General features: G+C 67.7%; 13 protein-coding genes and 3 pseudogenes. 11 read left to right on the top strand and 5 right to left on the bottom strand.

All coding sequences use genetic code 11. The features are described from left to right. Positions 1–26: 26 nt before the first annotated feature. From ABZV38_RS05890 to ABZV38_RS05875, 4 genes are read left to right on the top strand one after another with little or no spacing between them, the layout of a single operon-like run. Complete coding sequence (locus ABZV38_RS05890) at positions 27–1,220, top strand: macrolide family glycosyltransferase (RefSeq protein WP_356324954.1); 1,194 nt, start codon at positions 27–29, stop codon at positions 1,218–1,220. 3 nt (positions 1,221–1,223) lie between these two features. Further along, the gene (locus ABZV38_RS05885) at positions 1,224–1,712 is read left to right on the top strand and encodes a hypothetical protein (RefSeq protein ID WP_356324952.1); all 489 of its coding nucleotides are present in this window, start codon (positions 1,224–1,226) and stop codon (positions 1,710–1,712) included. Next, the gene (locus tag ABZV38_RS05880; RefSeq protein ID WP_356324950.1) at positions 1,709–2,716 is read left to right on the top strand and encodes a hypothetical protein; all 1,008 of its coding nucleotides are present in this window, start codon (positions 1,709–1,711) and stop codon (positions 2,714–2,716) included. The genes ABZV38_RS05885 and ABZV38_RS05880 overlap by 4 nt, the downstream gene beginning before the upstream one ends. Beyond that, positions 2,637–2,912, top strand: coding sequence for a hypothetical protein (locus ABZV38_RS05875; protein WP_356324948.1), 276 nt, complete (start codon positions 2,637–2,639; stop codon positions 2,910–2,912). The genes ABZV38_RS05880 and ABZV38_RS05875 overlap by 80 nt, the downstream gene beginning before the upstream one ends. A 258-nt stretch (positions 2,913–3,170) precedes the next feature. On the opposite strand, the pseudogene ABZV38_RS05870 reads toward ABZV38_RS05875, so the two are convergent. Further along, positions 3,171–4,109: pseudogene (locus ABZV38_RS05870) on the bottom strand (UTP--glucose-1-phosphate uridylyltransferase). A 378-nt stretch (positions 4,110–4,487) separates the two neighbouring features. Next, the gene (locus ABZV38_RS05865) at positions 4,488–5,888 is read right to left on the bottom strand and encodes a Xaa-Pro peptidase family protein (RefSeq protein WP_356324946.1); all 1,401 of its coding nucleotides are present in this window, start codon (positions 5,886–5,888) and stop codon (positions 4,488–4,490) included. Between the two features lie 103 nt (positions 5,889–5,991). Here ABZV38_RS05865 and ABZV38_RS05860 point away from each other — a divergent pair, with 103 nt between their 5' ends. Then, positions 5,992–6,492, top strand: coding sequence for a VOC family protein (locus tag ABZV38_RS05860; RefSeq protein WP_356324944.1), 501 nt, complete (start codon positions 5,992–5,994; stop codon positions 6,490–6,492). Here the strand turns inward: ABZV38_RS05860 and ABZV38_RS05855 are convergent. Further along, positions 6,431–7,195, bottom strand: coding sequence for an FAD synthetase family protein (locus ABZV38_RS05855; RefSeq protein WP_356324941.1), 765 nt, complete (start codon positions 7,193–7,195; stop codon positions 6,431–6,433). The genes ABZV38_RS05860 and ABZV38_RS05855 overlap by 62 nt on opposite strands. Before the next feature lie 211 nt (positions 7,196–7,406). Here ABZV38_RS05855 and ABZV38_RS05850 point away from each other — a divergent pair, with 211 nt between their 5' ends. From ABZV38_RS05850 to ABZV38_RS05825, 6 genes and pseudogenes are all read left to right on the top strand, one after another. Then, entirely contained in the window at positions 7,407–8,198 is a 792-nt protein-coding gene (locus ABZV38_RS05850; protein WP_356324939.1) for an SDR family oxidoreductase, read from the top strand. 119 nt (positions 8,199–8,317) lie between these two features. Then, positions 8,318–9,877, top strand: coding sequence for a Re/Si-specific NAD(P)(+) transhydrogenase subunit alpha (locus tag ABZV38_RS05845; RefSeq protein ID WP_356324937.1), 1,560 nt, complete (start codon positions 8,318–8,320; stop codon positions 9,875–9,877). Between the two features lie 23 nt (positions 9,878–9,900). After that, on the top strand, positions 9,901–11,328 hold the full coding sequence (pntB, locus tag ABZV38_RS05840) for a Re/Si-specific NAD(P)(+) transhydrogenase subunit beta (protein WP_356324935.1): 1,428 nt from the start codon (positions 9,901–9,903) through the stop codon (positions 11,326–11,328). A 123-nt stretch (positions 11,329–11,451) separates the two neighbouring features. Next, positions 11,452–12,162 carry an enoyl-CoA hydratase/isomerase family protein gene (locus tag ABZV38_RS05835; protein ID WP_356324932.1) on the top strand — a complete coding sequence of 237 codons (711 nt, stop codon included), beginning with the start codon at positions 11,452–11,454 and terminating at the stop codon, positions 12,160–12,162. Positions 12,163–12,440: 278 nt separating this feature from the next. Continuing rightward, a pseudogene (locus ABZV38_RS05830) lies at positions 12,441–12,599 on the top strand (NAD(P)(+) transhydrogenase (Re/Si-specific) subunit beta); the annotation flags it as partial. An 80-nt stretch (positions 12,600–12,679) separates the two neighbouring features. Next, positions 12,680–14,098, top strand: coding sequence for an FAD-binding oxidoreductase (locus tag ABZV38_RS05825; RefSeq protein ID WP_356324930.1), 1,419 nt, complete (start codon positions 12,680–12,682; stop codon positions 14,096–14,098). 254 nt (positions 14,099–14,352) lie between these two features. On the opposite strand, the pseudogene ABZV38_RS05820 reads toward ABZV38_RS05825, so the two are convergent. After that, a pseudogene (locus ABZV38_RS05820) lies at positions 14,353–14,496 on the bottom strand (transposase); the annotation flags it as partial. Between the two features lie 220 nt (positions 14,497–14,716). Then, positions 14,717–15,532 carry a cupin domain-containing protein gene (locus ABZV38_RS05815; RefSeq protein WP_356324928.1) on the bottom strand — a complete coding sequence of 272 codons (816 nt, stop codon included), beginning with the start codon at positions 15,530–15,532 and terminating at the stop codon, positions 14,717–14,719. Positions 15,533–15,559: the final 27 nt, after the last annotated feature.

The raw sequence follows: 15,559 nt of genomic DNA, 5'->3' as shown, positions 1-15,559 counted from the left end.
GTACCATCGCGTTCCTCAACATCGCCATGCACGGGCGCGTCAACCCGACGCTGCCGGTCGTGGCCGAGCTTGTTCGGCGCGGCCACTCGGTGACGTACCACACGTCGCCCGCGTTCCGTGAGGAGATCGAGGCCACCGGCGCGACTGTGCGCCTCTACCCCGGGGGCGACCAGCCGCTTCCCGATCCGCCGACGCCCGTCACTCTGATGGAGGGGCTTGCGGGCGCCACCGTCCGCTTGCTGCCCCCCGTGCTCACCGACCTGCGCCGCGTCCGGCCCGACGTGATCGTCCACGACAACGCCTGTTTGTGGGGCGCAGTCGCCGCCCGCGAACTCGACGTGCCGGCGGCGTCGTCGTTCACCACGTTTGCGTTTAACCGGCATGTGCCCAGCCCCACCCGCGGTTCGTGGGACCTGCTGGCCGCGGCGACGGCTCGGCCCAGCAGCCTCCAGGGCTACCTGCGGTCGCGCTGGGCGCTGCGCCGCCGCTTCGACACGCATGGGTTGCCACTGTTCGACTTGGGGAACATCCGCCAGCCGCTCAATCTGGTCTACACCTCGCGGGCGTTCCAGCCTGCCGTCGAGGACTTCGACCAGTCCTACCGGTTCGTTGGCCCAAGCATTGGCGCCCGCCCGGTCGACCCGTCGTTCCCGGCCGATCGGCTGAAGGACCCGGTGCTGTACGCCTCGCTGGGCACGGTGTTCAACGCCGCCCCGCGGCTGCTGCGCAGTTTTGCCACCGCGCTCGCCCCGCTGGGCGGCACCGTGATCGTCTCCACCGGGCAGACCGATCCCGACGCGCTGGGTCCGTTGCCGGCCAACGTGCTCGCCCGCCGCTTCGTGCCGCAACCGGAGGTGCTGGCCCGCGCGGCGCTGTTCGTCACCCATGGCGGGATGAACAGCGTCAACGAGGCCATGTACGCCGGGGTTCCGATGCTGGTGGTCCCCCAGGGCGCTGACCAGCCGATGGTGGCCCGTCGTGTCGTCGAGCTCGGCGCCGGCCTGTCGATCCGTACCCAGGACGTCGCCAAGGGCCCCGTGCGTGTCCTCGCCCGACGTCTGCTCGGCGACCCCAGGTTCCGGGAAGCCGCGACCACCCTGCAGGTCGCCCAGCGCGAGGCGGGTGGATTTCGGCACGCCGCCGACGAACTCGAGCGGTACCTGCATACGGCCGGCTCGGTCAGTCAGTCGGCTCCGGTCGATCCGCCACAGCGAGGCTGAGTGATGTCACCTGTCGTCGTCGTCCTGCTGCTGTTCGCCGGGCTGTCGGAGGCCGCCGGGCGCATCCTGCCTCTGGTGGCGCGCCGGCCCGGCATGTCGCGGACCTTTGTGGCCGGGGTGCTGCTGCCCGGCGGCCTCGTCGAGGGTGCTGTGTTCGCGCTGTGGCCGCTGACCGCGTGGACCCTGGCCGAGCTGGTGCTGTCCTCCCCACCGTCAGACGGGGGCTTGGTGTGGACACCAAGCCTGGTCGCCCCGCTGGTGCTCTCTGGCGTCCTTGCATTTCCCCTGCTCGGGCCCCTGATCCACCTGCTGCTCTTTGTGGGGGTCGGGGCCAGTCTGGCGGGCCCGCTCGCCACGGCGACCGGGTTGGGCTGGTGGGGCGCCGCCGGTTGCGTGGCCCTCGCCGGGGCCGGGCTTGCTGTCACTGTAGAGGCCATTCGGCGTACGGTCGTGAGGATCAGCGCGGCCGGGGCACCGGGGGCGATCGCATGAACGACTTCCTGCTCTGGGCCTGCGCACTTGGGCCCGCTCTGCTCGCCGAAGCTCTGCTGGCCCGCTACGAGGTGCTGGCCTACAGCGCCGGCTGGCGGGCCCCTACCACCGAGCTCCCGGAGGGCGTGCCGTATGCCCGGGGGGCGGCCCCTGACAGCCCCCCGGATGCCTACCTGGTCTACCTGGACGGGATCGGGAAACGCCGCGTCCGCGACACCCGGGACGGCGGCCAGCTGGTCAAGGCCCTGATCGCCGGAGCGCCGGAGCTGCGGGTGCTGGGTCAGGTGCAGCCCTACTCGCCGCTGGCCGACCCGCTCGCTGATCGGCCGGTGTGGGCGTGGCTGCGCCGCCGCCTCGGGCTGCTGCTGTTCCTGCACAATGTCATGCAGATCTTCGTCGCCGCCGACCACCGGTACCGCCCGCTGTACAACCGGGCCGTCGGCTCCCAGATCGCCACTCAGCTCCGGCTCGCCGGCTACGAGCCCGACAGCGATATCCCGGTGGTGCTGCTCAGCTACAGCGGCGGCGCCCAGGTAGCCACCGGCGCGGTTGAGGAACTGCACACCCAGCTACGCTCCCCGCTCCTGCTGATCACGCTCGGTGGGTTCTACAACGGCGCCAACGACCTCACCCATGCCGAGCACGTGCATCGGCTCACCAGCGCGAGCGACCGGATTGAGCGTGTCGGCGCCTGGATCTTCCCTCAGCGTTGGCGGCTGTTCCGCCGTAGCGGATGGAACCGCGCCCGCCGCGCTGGGAAGATCACCGTGCATCGGCTCGACCCGGCCACCCACCTCGGGCCGCGCAGCTACATCAGCCGGGAGGCCCGGCTGGCCGACGGCCGCAGCCACCTCGACCGCACTGCCGACACCGTGATCGCGCTCATCCGCGCCCGAGACAGTGTGACCGCGGCGACAGACGGCCATGAGGCCTCGACCGGAGTGCGCAGCGCAGAGTCCGGCAAGCTTGGTGCGAAGTCGGCCTTGCCGGGCGCCGTCGGCTGAATTACTCACGGAAAGAGCAACGGAGACCGAGCGGACACCGGCGTTCACGTCCCTGCTGTCCGCGCAAACGGCCGGCCTCGTCATGCTGCGCTACGTCCTCGGGGTGGAGCCGCTGGCCTCACTCGACTTCGATGAACTGATGGAGTGGCTCGTCCCCGCCATCGAGGTCCACTTCGACCGGCTGCCCCAGGAGTAGGCGGCTGGGCCGCCCTCGAGACGGGCCACCGCCGCGGCTCCGGTTCGGATCCCCGCCTGCGCTGCTCCTCCTGGCGCTTCGGCGGCCTGGGCCCACGCCAGGACGAAGACGCCCCGCGGCGAGTAGGGAACGAATCCGACTTGTTCCCTGCCCCTGCGACATCCCCAGCTCTTGTGGAGGGAGGGGACTTTGGGATGCCCGGTCAACGAGCAGGACAAGGAGCCTGTGGGCGGGCGGTCCAGGACAGAAAGCGGCAGGTCAGGTATTGGTTTCCGCTTGGAGGGCGGCAGCACGGTCGGCGTCGAGTCCGGCGACCAGGCCACGCAGGACGGGGCCGTACTCCGGGTGGGCGAGGGCGAAGGCCATCTGGGCGACCAGGTAGTCGGCCGGGTTGCCGGTGTCGTACCAGCGGCCGTTGATGACCTGCCCGTACACCGCGCGGGTGGAGGCGTAGGCGTTGATGGCGTCGGTCAGGTAGACCTCGCCGGTCTTGTGCTCGTACCAGCGGCGGGTCTGCTCGCGTAGTTCGTCGACGATGCCGGGGGTGACGACGTAGCCGCCGATAGCCGCGTACGACGACGGGGCGGCAGAGGGCTCGGGCTTTTCGACCAGGCCGGTGATGCGCAGTTGGCCGTCTCCGAGGTCTTCCCTGACGATGGGCACGCCATAGCGCTGGGAGTCGGTGGGGTCCATCGGCATGAGGGCCAGCACCGGGCAGCCGGTCTGCTCGTACGCGCGGATCAGCTGCTGTGCGCGAGGGACCTCGGCCACGAAGACGTCGTCGGGCCACAGCACCAGCGCCGGCTCGTCGCCGAAGGCACGGGCAGCGTTCAGCACCGGGGTGCCGTTGCCGTACGGGCCGTACGGGCCGTACTGGTCGAGGTAGGTGATGTGGCCCTGGCGGGCCAGCTCTGCGACCTCCTCCACCGCGTCCGCCTAGGCTGTCTTGCCGTCTTCGCGGAGTTGTTCGACGAGGGCGGGGTTTGGGCGGAAGTGGTCCTGGATGAGGCCCTTGCCGCCGGAGACGACGATGGTGATGTCGGTGATGCCGGAGTCCACCAGCTCACGCACGGTGTGCTCGATGACCGGCTTGTCGCCGACCGGGAGCATCTCCTTCGGTGTCGCCTTCGTCAGAGGCAGCAGACGGGAGCCGAGTCCGGCAGCGGGGATCACGGCCCTGCGAATCGCCGGGGACATCACGTCTCTCTCGGTCGAGCGGCACACCGTACCGGCCGGCACAGCACACACCGACGCTACCAACACCCGCCGCTGCCCCTGCCGACCGCCGGTTTCACCTACCGCTTGGGCGATTACCGGCACAGGAAGGAACCGGGGTACTTCGTCACCGCGAAGTACCCGTTGGTATCGATCGCCACGGCGACCTGGGCGCGGACCTGGTCGCGCAGTTCCGGGAACAAGTCCTTGCCCAGGCGCTCGTCGTCGTCCGACTCGGTCGGAGTCGTTGTGGGAGGCCCACCTGCTCCTTGCAGGGAAACCCCTTCACGTGCACTGACTCACGGGAGCCATCGGCGGCCCGCGTCCACGTGGACCAACGGGCTTGGGACAGCCTTCCGGTCAGAGGCCGGCAGAGTCGTTGCGGTGGCTGGACTGGGTCCCGGCAACCGTGTTCAGATGCGACTGCGAGTCGCGCTCGGTCGACAACGGTCCCGAGACGGTGAAGTAACGCTGGCCGGCGACGAGAAGCTCCTCTGCGGGGAACTTCGTGATCACCTCGCACCCATCCGCGGTCACCACGAGCTCCTCCTCGATCCGGGCCGCGCCCCAGCCGTCCTTTGACGGCCAGTAGGTCTCCAGCGCGAACACCATGCCCTCTTCGATCACCTCGGGGTGCTCGAGGGACACCAGTCTGGAGAACACCGGCTTCTCCCAGATCGACAGCCCGACGCCATGGCCGTACTGAAGCGCGAAGGCCGCTTCCTCGTCGGGGAACCCGAACTCCTGCGCCGTTGGCCACACAGACACGATGTCGGCCGTTGTGGCTCCGGGGCGGACCAGGCTGATCGCTTCGTCCATGTACTCACGGCACCGTGTGTAGGCGTCGCGTTGAGCGGAAGAGGCACTACCGACAGCGAACGTGCGGTAGTAGCAGGTGCGATAGCCGTTGTAGCTGTGCAGAATGTCGAAGAACGCCGGATCCCCGGGCCGCACGATGCGGTCCGAGAAGACGTGGGGGTGTGGTGCACACCGCTCCCCGGAGATCGCATTGACGCCTTCGACGAACTCCGAGCCGAGGTCGTAGAGAGTCTTGGCCACCACACCCACGCACTCGTTCTCGCGCACACCCGGCCGGAGGAACTCGTAGAGGTTCTCGTAGGCAGCGTCGACCATCGAGCAAGCATGGGTGAGCAGGTGGATCTCGTCACGTGTCTTGATGCGGCGGGCCTCCAGGAACACCTGCTGGCCGTCGACCACCGTGATGCCCGCGTTCTGCAGGGCCATCAGGACCGGGAGCTCGATGACGTCGACGCCAAGCGGCTCGTCCAGGAGCCCATAGAGTTCGAGCTCGCGCTTGATCTTCTGGGCGACGGAGTCGCCCATCCCGACCAGAGGGTTGATGGCGCCGCGCAACGTCGAGATGCCGGCGCGAGCGCCGCTCGGGTTGCGGGCATCGGCTCCGTGGTGGGCTCCGTGCGGATCACCATCCGAGTGGGCTTTGGAGTAGTCCAACCACGGGTTGTACAGCTGGTGGTGCTTGGCGGCTGAACCGAAGTCCCAGACGATCGGCTCGCCTCCCCTGACCAGCAGAGAGAACCGGATCATCTTGTCGACTGCCCATGTGCCGATGTGGGTCGACGTCATGTAGCGGATGTTGGCGAAGTCGAAGGCCAGGACGGCGCCGACGTCGGACTTCTCCAACGACTCGCGGAGACGAGCCAGCCGCTCGTCGCGGAGCCTGCTCATGTCGACGCGGGTCTCCCAGTCGACCGCGTTCGGTCCAAACGTCGGAATCGCCATTACAAGTCCTTTGCCAAGCGGAGTCGCGGGTAATGGAGCCGCACGCGCGCCGCCTGCACTCGGTATGACGCCTGTGCGTTAAGTGTCACTTAACATCCGAAGGATGGGCGACGTCAACTCCTGGCGGGCAGCGAGGTCGTTACGAGCGGCCTGCTTGCTGGGCGTCAGTGGGGCGCCAGGTGGGGATCGGGCCTCCGTTCCCGACGCACCCGCCGCCGGCGGCCACATGCCGCAGGCCGCTCGCCGACTCGTTGCTCTCGTTCACGTACAAGTGGGGGACTGCAGAGTCGGCCTCAACCTCGAGCTCGTCCAGTACACCGATCCGGATCAGGTGAGGGTCCAACCCCGCAACAGCGATGTCGACGGGATCCAACTTGCCCTTTGTACCTACGACTTCGAGGTCGCCCTTGCTCACCTCGTCGCGCACGGCGTCCAGATCATGGGTGAACCCACGGTGCACACGACAGGGCCACGCGCAGGTCAGACCTGGGTCTACTTCTCGGCCCCCTGCGGGCTCCGGTTGGAGCTCGTCTCGGCTCGGCCTATGAGGTTCGCTCAACGAACGTCACCTCGACATGGGTGCCGGTCCGCGCTGTGCCCATGACTGCGACCGTGCGGTCCTGACACACTCGAAGCGCGCAAGGGTGACTGTCGACGTACCCGAGATAGAACCCGGGGGCGGGGCGCGCGAACTCGGACGAGATCAGTAGCTGGCCCTCATCTCCAACGACTGCTGGAAGGACGAGGAAGGCTCCCAGTAGGTCAGCAGCCACCTCGACGTCGCCGTCGAAGATCAGCCGGCGGATGCGCGTCGATGAGATCGGCTCACCGGCAGGGCCCCGCGTGACGAGCGGGACGACCCGGGTGCTCAGCTCGGGGCACTGATCGAAAGTGGTTGTCGTCCCGGCGCCCCGGGCGCCGAATCGAAATCCCTGGCCGACACTGACGAACTCCGCACCGAGCCGGTCGACAACGATGCCTTCGACGAAGTCTTCGGCAGAGACCTGCGACCAGGCTTGGTCGAACGGAACGATCGCCACGCGCCGGATCCCCAAGGCGCCAAGCTTGTGGAGCTTCCGTCGGCGATCGCTGAGCAGGCTCGGCACTTGGCGTGGCTCAAGCACCTGCATCGGGTGAGGGTCGAATGTGAGCACTGTGTCGCACCCGTGGAGGACCTGACGGTGACCGAGGTGAACACCGTCGAAGGTCCCGATCGCGACTTTGGCGTGCGAGTGCGCTCCGCCGGTGCGGCGGCGACCACAGGCGCCCCGTTTCCCCTGAGGCAGCTCGAGGCTGAAGACCTCCATCACCCATCCCTTCTTCACCCGCAGAGCAGGGTGAGCGCAGGCCAGTGTGCGCCTCGGACCGTTAGCCGTTGGGAAAGTGCGAGGTGGTCCGGCAGTCCGCGTGTGAACCCTGCGTTAACCGCGCTTGCAGTGGGCTCAGCGCTCAGATTCTCTCTCTGGAGAAAGTCTGAACCGCTAACTGGAGGAACTGAACATGGCTGCAGGTTGGAACTTGGAGGGCCGCACGGCTTTCGTGACCGGTGGTAGTCGAGGCCTGGGCTTCGCTATCGCACAGGCGCTGCTCGAGCGTGGCGCCAAGGTGGCGATCGCAGCCAGGGACGAGGCGGCCGTCAAGGCTGCGGCCGGTCGTCTCACCGCTGGATTCAGCGCGGAGGACGTGCTCCCCGTCGTCGCGGACGTCACCGACACGGAGTCCGTCAACAGCGCGCTGGCAGAGGTGCACGCGTGGCAGGGTGGCCTCGACATCCTCGTGAACAACGCAGGTCCGCAGCTCGCCCCGACCTCCCTGGACAAGGCTGACGAGAAGGTCATCGCGTCGGCCTTCGACACGAAGCTGATCGGGTTCATTCGCGTCTCGCAGGCCGCTCTCCCGTTCTTGAGCCGGACTGGCAGCGGCAGCATCGTCAATGTTGTCGGTGCGACCGCGCACGCGCTGATTCCCAACACCGGTCCTACGGCCATCGTGAATGCGGGCGTGGTCGCGCTCACGAGCTACCTGGCGTCCGAGGCGGCTCCCAGCAACATCCGGGTCAACGCGATCTCCCCCGGAATGACGAAGACCGAGGGCTGGCTCACCAAGACCGAGGCCATGGCCAAGCAGCAGGGCAAGAGCGCCGAAGAGGTTCGGGCCGGCATGGCTAAGGGGCTTGGCATTCGCCTCGACCGCTGGGCCGAGACCGCCGAAATCGGCGCCGCGGCGGCGTTCCTGGCGTCCGACGACGCCTCCTACGTGACCGGTCAGGTGCTGCGTGTCGACGGCGGGCTGTCGAAGCCCGTCGCCTGATCGCAGGCCCCCAGGCAGACGCCATCCAAGGTCCGCACTTGCCTTGGATGGCGCTCCTGGTTTGCGTACGTGGGTATCCGCCGAGTGCTCTGCAACATCGACACCCTGGAGTTTTGGGAATGCTGATCGGAATCGTGAGCGAAACCCGTCGCGGCGAGACGCGCGTTGCCGCGACTCCTGCGACGGTGGTCCAGCTGGTGAAGCTGGGGTACGACGTCGTGGTGGAGCCGGGTGCGGGTGCGTTGTCGAGCTTCCCGGACGAGACATATGTCGGGGCCGGTGCGAGGATCGGTGACCCGCTGGCAGCAGACGTCGTGCTCGGGGTGAACGCTCCCTCGTCGGAGCAGTTGGACGGGTTGAAGCCGGGTACGACGGTCGTGGGCATCATGAGCCCGGCGTTGAACCCTGCGCTGGTGGAGGACCTGGCGAAGCGGCCGATCACGGCGTTGGCGATGGATGCGGTGCCGCGTATCTCGCGGGCGCAGTCGTTGGACGTGCTGTCGTCGATGGCGAACATCGCGGGCTATCGGGCGGTGGTGGAGGCCGCTCATGTCTTCGGCCGGTTCTTCACCGGTCAGGTGACGGCTGCGGGCAAGGTGCCGCCGGCCAAGGTGCTGGTCTGTGGTGCGGGAGTGGCGGGTCTGGCCGCGATCGGTGCGGCGGGAAGCCTGGGTGCCATCGTGTACGCCACCGACCCGCGGCCGGAGGTTGCCGACCAGGTCAGGTCGCTGGGTGGCGAGTTCCTCTCGGTCGAGGCCGGGGATGTCGGCGAGGTGGAGGTGTCGGCGACGGGTTATGCCAAGGAGATGTCGCAGGACTACAACACCCGCGCGGCCCACCTGTACGCAGACCGGATGCCGGAGATGGACATCGTGATCACGACGGCGCTCATTCCGGGCCGGCCGGCGCCGACGCTGATCACCGCGGAGATGGTGGCGTCGATGAGGTCGGGCAGCGTGATCGTGGACATGGCTGCCGCGAACGGCGGCAACGTCGAGGGCACGGTCAGGGGCGAGGCGGTGGTCACGGCCAACGGTGTGACGATCATCGGCTACACCGACCTGCCCGGTCGGTTGCCCGCGCAGGCGTCCCAGCTGTACGGCACCAACCTGGTCAACCTGATGAAGCTGATGACCCCGCGCAAGGACGGCCAGCTGGTGCTGGACTTCGACGACGTGGTGCAGCGGTCGATGACCGTGGTGCGCGACGGCGAGTCGACCTGGCCTCCGCCGCCGGTCCAGGTGTCCGCCGGTCCAGCAGTCGCTCCCCCCTCCGCACCCCCTGCGGTGAAGCTGGCCGGCTCCCAGGCCGGGCTGCCGGTGTCGACCCAGCGGCGGTACGCAGAGGTCGGGGTCGGCGCCGCGGTGTTGTTCCTGCTCGCGGCCCTGTCCCCGTCGGCGCTGCTGGGACACCTGACGGTGTTCGCGCTGGCGATCGTGATCGGCTACTACGTGATCGGGCACGTGCACCACGCCCTGCACACGCCTCTGATGAGCGTGACCAACGCGATCTCGGGAATCATCGTGGTCGGCGCCCTGCTGCAGATCGGGCACGGTGAGACCCCGAACGGCGTGGTGGTCACCGTGCTGTCGACGATCGCGATCCTGCTGGCCTCGGTCAACATCTTCGGTGGCTTCGCGGTGACCCGCCGGATGCTTTCCATGTTCTCGAGAAGCTGAAGGGCCCTGTCATGTCTGATCTGATGACTGTTGAGACCGCCGCGGCGGCTGCCTACATCGTCGCGGCCTTGCTTTTCATCCTGGCGCTGGCCGGACTGTCCCATCACGAGACCGCCAAGGCCGGCAAGACCTATGGCATCGGCGGCATGGCGGTGGCCTTGGCCGCGACGATTGCGCTGGCGATCAACCATCACATCTCCGGAGTCGGTCTGGCGCTGGTGATCGGCGCCATGGCGGTCGGTGCCGCGATCGGGCTGTGGCGGGCGCGGGTGGTGGAGATGACCGGGATGCCCGAACTGATCGCCTTGCTGCACTCCTTCGTGGGTCTGGCCGCGGTGCTGGTGGGCTGGAACGGCTACCTCCACGTCGAGGCCAACCTGGACGGCCCGGTCAGTGCCGAGGTCAAGGTGCTGGAGGCTCAGGAGCTGCTCGGGATCCATTCCGCCGAGGTGTTCATCGGCGTCTTCATCGGCGCGGTCACCTTCACCGGCTCGATCGTGGCTTTCCTCAAGCTCTCGGCACGGATCAAGTCGTCCCCGCTGATGCTACCCGGCAAGAACTACCTCAACCTCGGTGCCCTGGCCGCGTTCGCGGTGCTGACCACGTGGTTCGTGATCGACCCGTCGCTGTGGCTGCTGGCCGCGGTCACGGTCGTCGCGCTGGCTCTGGGTTGGCACCTGGTCGCCTCGATCGGCGGCGGTGACATGCCGGTTGTGGTGTCGATGCTGAACTCGTACTCCGGCTGGGCGGCTGCGGCGTCGGGGTTCCTGCTGGAGAACGACCTGCTGATCATCACCGGCGCCCTGGTCGGCTCCTCGGGTGCCTACCTGTCCGCCGTCATGTGCAAGGCGATGAACCGGTCCTTCATCTCCGTGATCGCCGGCGGGTTCGGCATCGAGGCCGGCCCGGCCGACGACAAGGACTACGGCGAGCACCGCGAGATCACCGCCGATGGCGTCGCCGAGCTCCTCGGGTCGGCGGACTCGGTGATCATCACTCCCGGCTACGGCATGGCCGTGGCCCAGGCCCAGCACGGCGTCGCCGAGCTGACCCGCAAACTCAGGGACCGGGACGTCAAGGTGCGCTTCGGCATCCACCCGGTCGCGGGCCGGCTGCCGGGGCACATGAACGTCCTGCTCGCCGAGGCCAAGGTCCCCTACGACATTGTGCTGGAGATGGACGAGATCAACGAGGACTTCGACCACACCGCTGTCGTCCTCGTCATCGGCGCCAACGACACCGTCAACCCCGCCGCCACCGAGGACCCAGGCTCACCCATCGCCGGCATGCCCGTCCTCCAGGTCTGGAACGCCGAGAACGTCATCGTCTTCAAACGCTCCATGGCCTCCGGGTACGCCGGCGTCCAGAACCCGCTCTTCTACCGCGAGAACTCCGCCATGCTCTTCGGCGACGCCAAGGACCGCGTCGAAGACATCCTCCGAGTCCTCTGATGCCTGGGCGAGGACGCAGTAGTGACGCATCGCGACGCAGCAAGGCCGACATGCCAGGAATCGGACGCGCCGTTTTCGACAAACAGACCGCAACGAAGTGAGAGGACTCAGATGATGAATAGCGTGGACAGCGTCTGGAGCGGCGGCGTAGAGCAAGAAGTGGTCGGTGCTATCAGCGTCTTGACCATTCACAATGGCGAGCGGAACCTGCTGAACCCAGGCATCCTCACCGACATCCGCGTCCGGCTGCAGGAGTGTGACGACAACCCGGACATCCGCGCCGTCCTGCTCACCGGCGCAGGTGAGACCTTCTGTGGCGGTCTCGACATCGCTTCCATCAAAGCGGGTGCTGACCCAGCTCTGTTCGGCGAGGCGTTGATGGAGACCCTCCGGATTTTCCCTCGTCTGGGTTTGTCTGTCGCGGCTGCCGTCAACGGCGACGCGCTCGCCGGGGGCGCCTCGTTCGTCGCGGCCTGCGACTTCGCTGTCGCAGTGGACAGTGCGCGAATCGGCGCGGTGGAGGTCGGCGCCGGGATGTGGCCGATGATCGCGCAAGTGCCCATCATTCATCGGCTCGGGCCGCGCCTGGCGATGGAGAACATAGGTTCCGGCGAGCCGTTCACCGCCGAGAGGGCCCGCGAGGTCGGTCTCGTGCAGGCCGTGGTTGAGGCCGGCCGAGCAGCTGTGGTCGCCCAGGAGTGGCTCAATAACGCACTGAGGGCGGCTGGCGCAGGTGCCCCTGGCCGTCGCTCCCTCTACGAGTTCGCATCGATGTCATACGACGACGCGTTCGACGCGTCGCTGCCACGTTTCATCGAGCTTTTCGACCACTGAACTCTTCGGAGTGTTGTCGGGGGTGACGTGCGCTGATCCTTGCGGTACGCCTGACCACCGCGACCTGGTCGTGCGGCCCACATCCAACTCGCCACCAGCATCGTCCTCGTCCAGGACGATCTCGACAGGCGACAGCCACCTGCGGCTCGGAGACGCCGTGCTGGTCACCTCCGCCAAGCGCGTCGAGGACGGTGAGGTCGCCGAGCTTACCGTCCTCGACGCAGGGCCTGGGCGAGGACGCAGTAGTGACGCATCGCGACGCAGCAAGGCCGACATCCGTCCTTCAGGTCTGGAACGCCGAGAACGTCATCGTCTTCAAACGCTCCATGGCCTCCGGGTACGCCGGCGTCCAGAACCCGCTCTTGTACCGCGAGAACTCCGCCATGCTCTTCGGCGACGCCCAGGAGCGCGTCGACGACATCCTCCGAGTCCTCTGACACGAGTCTTGCCGAAGGCGCCGGCAACTGTCCGTGAATTCCAGTTCGCCTTGTGCGTCCCTAACACAGAAGGTCCCCCCATGAGCGTGTCGACAGAATCCCGCACCCACTCCGACTTCCCCACCGACTTCCGCGGCGCGGTGCTGCGACCCGGCGACGACCAGTACGACGCGGCGCGTGCGCTGTACCAGGGCCGTGCCGCCGACGAGGGCCCCGCGCTGATCGCGCAGTGCGCCGATGAGGAGGACGTCGCGACCGTCCTGCGCTACGCCTCCGCACACGCCGTCCCGGTGGCCGTGCGCAGCGGCGGGCATGGTTCCGACGGCTACGCGATGCCCGGTGGCGCGTTGGTCATTGATCTCTCGGCGATGCGGGCGGTCACCGTCGACCCGGAGACCCGGGTGGTGCGGGCCCAACCGGGCGTCAAGCTCGGCGAGATGGACGCCGCCGCACAGCAGCACGGCCTGGCCGTACCCGCCGGGACGGTCAGCAGCACCGGTGTCGCCGGGCTGACCCTGGGCGGCGGCATCGGCTACCTGATGCGCCGCTACGGCGCCACCGTCGACAATGTGCTGGCCTGCGACATGATCACCGTGGACGGCCGCAAGGTCCGCGCCGACGAGACCGAGAACTCCGAGCTGTTCTGGGCGCTGCGCGGCGGGGGCGGCAACTTCGGGGTCGTCACCTCGCTCGAGTACCGCGCGCACCCGGTCGGGCCCGACGTCGTTGCAGGACAGCTGATCTTCCCCTTCGACCAGGCCGCCGACGTCCTCGGCAAGCTTTCGGCGCACCTGGCCACAGCCCCGCGGGAGCTGGGCCTGCTGGTCGCGATCGCTCCTGCTCCCCCTCTGCCGGTGCTGCCCGAGGAGGTGCACGGGAAGCCGGCGCTGATTCTCGTCGTGGTCTACACCGGGGAGCCTGCCACGGCACATGAGGTCGTCGAGCCGCTCGCCGCGCTCGGCCAACCGCTTGCCAACCTGGTCACGAAGACCACGTGGGTCCAGGCGAACAGCATGCTCGACGCCGTTGCCCCCTATGGCATGCGCATGAACCTGCGTGGTGGGTACCTGCCGACACTGTCCGCCGACGCCGTCGACGTGCTGCTGGAGAACGTCGCCGCCGTGCCGTCGAACCCCGGTGCCCTCTACTCGATCAACCTCTCGTTCATGGGCGGCGCGATCTCCGAGGATGTCGACGAGGACGCCATGGCCTTCTCCCGTGAGGGAGCCGCCTGGCTGTGGGAAGCCATCAGCAAGTGGGACGCACCCGAGTGCGACGCACAGTACGACGAGTGGGCGACGACCCTCACCGAGGCGATGCGGCCGCTCGCACTGACGAACGGCTACGCCAACCTCACCGACGACCTGGGCGAAGAGTGGCGGCGCGGAGTGCACGGCAGCGAGGCCAAGCACCAGCGGCTGCGTTCGATCAAGGCCGCCTGGGACCCTCACAACTTGCTCCGCTTCAACAAGAACATCGCCCCTGAGCCCACCGACTGACCGCACACCGGCGGCGCGTTACACGAGCGGCCCGACGTGTCGCTCCGCCCCTCGCTCCGTACCGGCGGGCAATTCCTGGGTCTCCGCAGCAACCCGACCGTAGACTTCAACGCAGACCTTCGGTGACCATCTCTGACATTTCGGGATGATCCAAGGCCGGGGTCCGGTCTCAGCAGTCGTCGCCGGGCCGGTTCGGCTCAGCTTGACCTTCAAGGCTGCTGCTCTGGAGTGCCCACCGCCTTGTGGATGCGGGGATAGCCACGGTGGACCCGGCTGGGCGTGAGTTGACCCGATGTCAGTGGCTGCTCCCAGGGCCTACTCAGGTCTTCGGCGAGGGGCCGGGCGAGGCGGAGTTGGGTGCAGGCGGCGAGGACCAGCCAGACCCACCGATTGGCAGATCGTGATGCCGCCGGCCACCCTGAGCTGTGTCTTCCGGGACGCCAAGCGTCGGAGACATGATCGGCGCGCACCCGTGCCCGGTTGAACTCGTCGCACGCCGCGTATGAGGTTTTGCATATCAGCGGCATCGCGACGAGGGCCATACGTCTGTTCCGCGCATGAACACGACCCTGAGAAAATTGGGTCGGCGACGCTGCAAAACGCGTCGCAAGTATGTGTTTATGCCGGCAATGACGGTAGATGGGTGACGTCTGCCGGTGGCGTAGGTACTTCGCGTCCGCGTTCGTCGCTACTGCGTCCCACGACTACCCAGACGGCTCGACAAGGCTCGTCAAAAGGGTTGCTCAGGCGATGAGGTGTCATCGAGTCGAACGTGACGGCGTCCCCAGGGGAGAGTTCGTAGCGATCGAATCCGATCTGCACGGCGATACGTCCCGCGATCACGTACCCATACTCCCGGCCTCCGTGGCGCATCATGTTGTCGGGAGCGCACGAAGAACTGCCGGGCTCGTACTCGACGTGCAGGAAGTCGACGACGGGATCCGACGCCTGAGTGAGGCGCTCCCAGACCACTCCGGGAAACCCGATCCGCGCCCGCGTGCTCGCCGGTTGCATGGGCGCCTCCACCGCGGGCCATTGCGCCACGCGCACGTCGCGGCCGTGGCCTTGCACTCGGTCGAGAAGGGCCGCGTTCGGCGCCTTCGTCTCGTTGGTGGCGGCGTTGGTCTCGCCCGTCGCCGTCGGCTCCTTCGCCATCAACTGGTCCAGGGAAAGGCCGAGAGCATCGACGAGCGAGTACAGCGTACTCACGCTCGCATTTGCCTTGTTTCGCTCCAGTTGAGATACGAAACTAGGTGAAACGCCGACCCTGCGAGCGAGTTCCCGCAGCGATATGCCCTGAGCCTCTCGAGCCGCACGGACTGCCGGTCCGATCAGGTCAGCGGCTGCAGCAGACTGCGATGTCGATCTGGCCTCTGCGGTGCTCACGCCACCTCCGTCGGTCATGCCGTCGGCGCTTCCGCAGAAGCGCTCCATGCGTGTTCAGTGTAGTCGCACACCGCA

The sequence above is a fragment of the Streptomyces sp. NPDC005181 genome (assembly GCF_040608395.1).
In the GTDB taxonomy this organism is placed as follows: Bacteria; Actinomycetota; Actinomycetes; order Streptomycetales; family Streptomycetaceae; genus Streptomyces.
The sequence above is the reverse complement of the archived record's forward strand: the minus strand, read 5'-3'. Positions and strand labels throughout refer to the sequence as shown.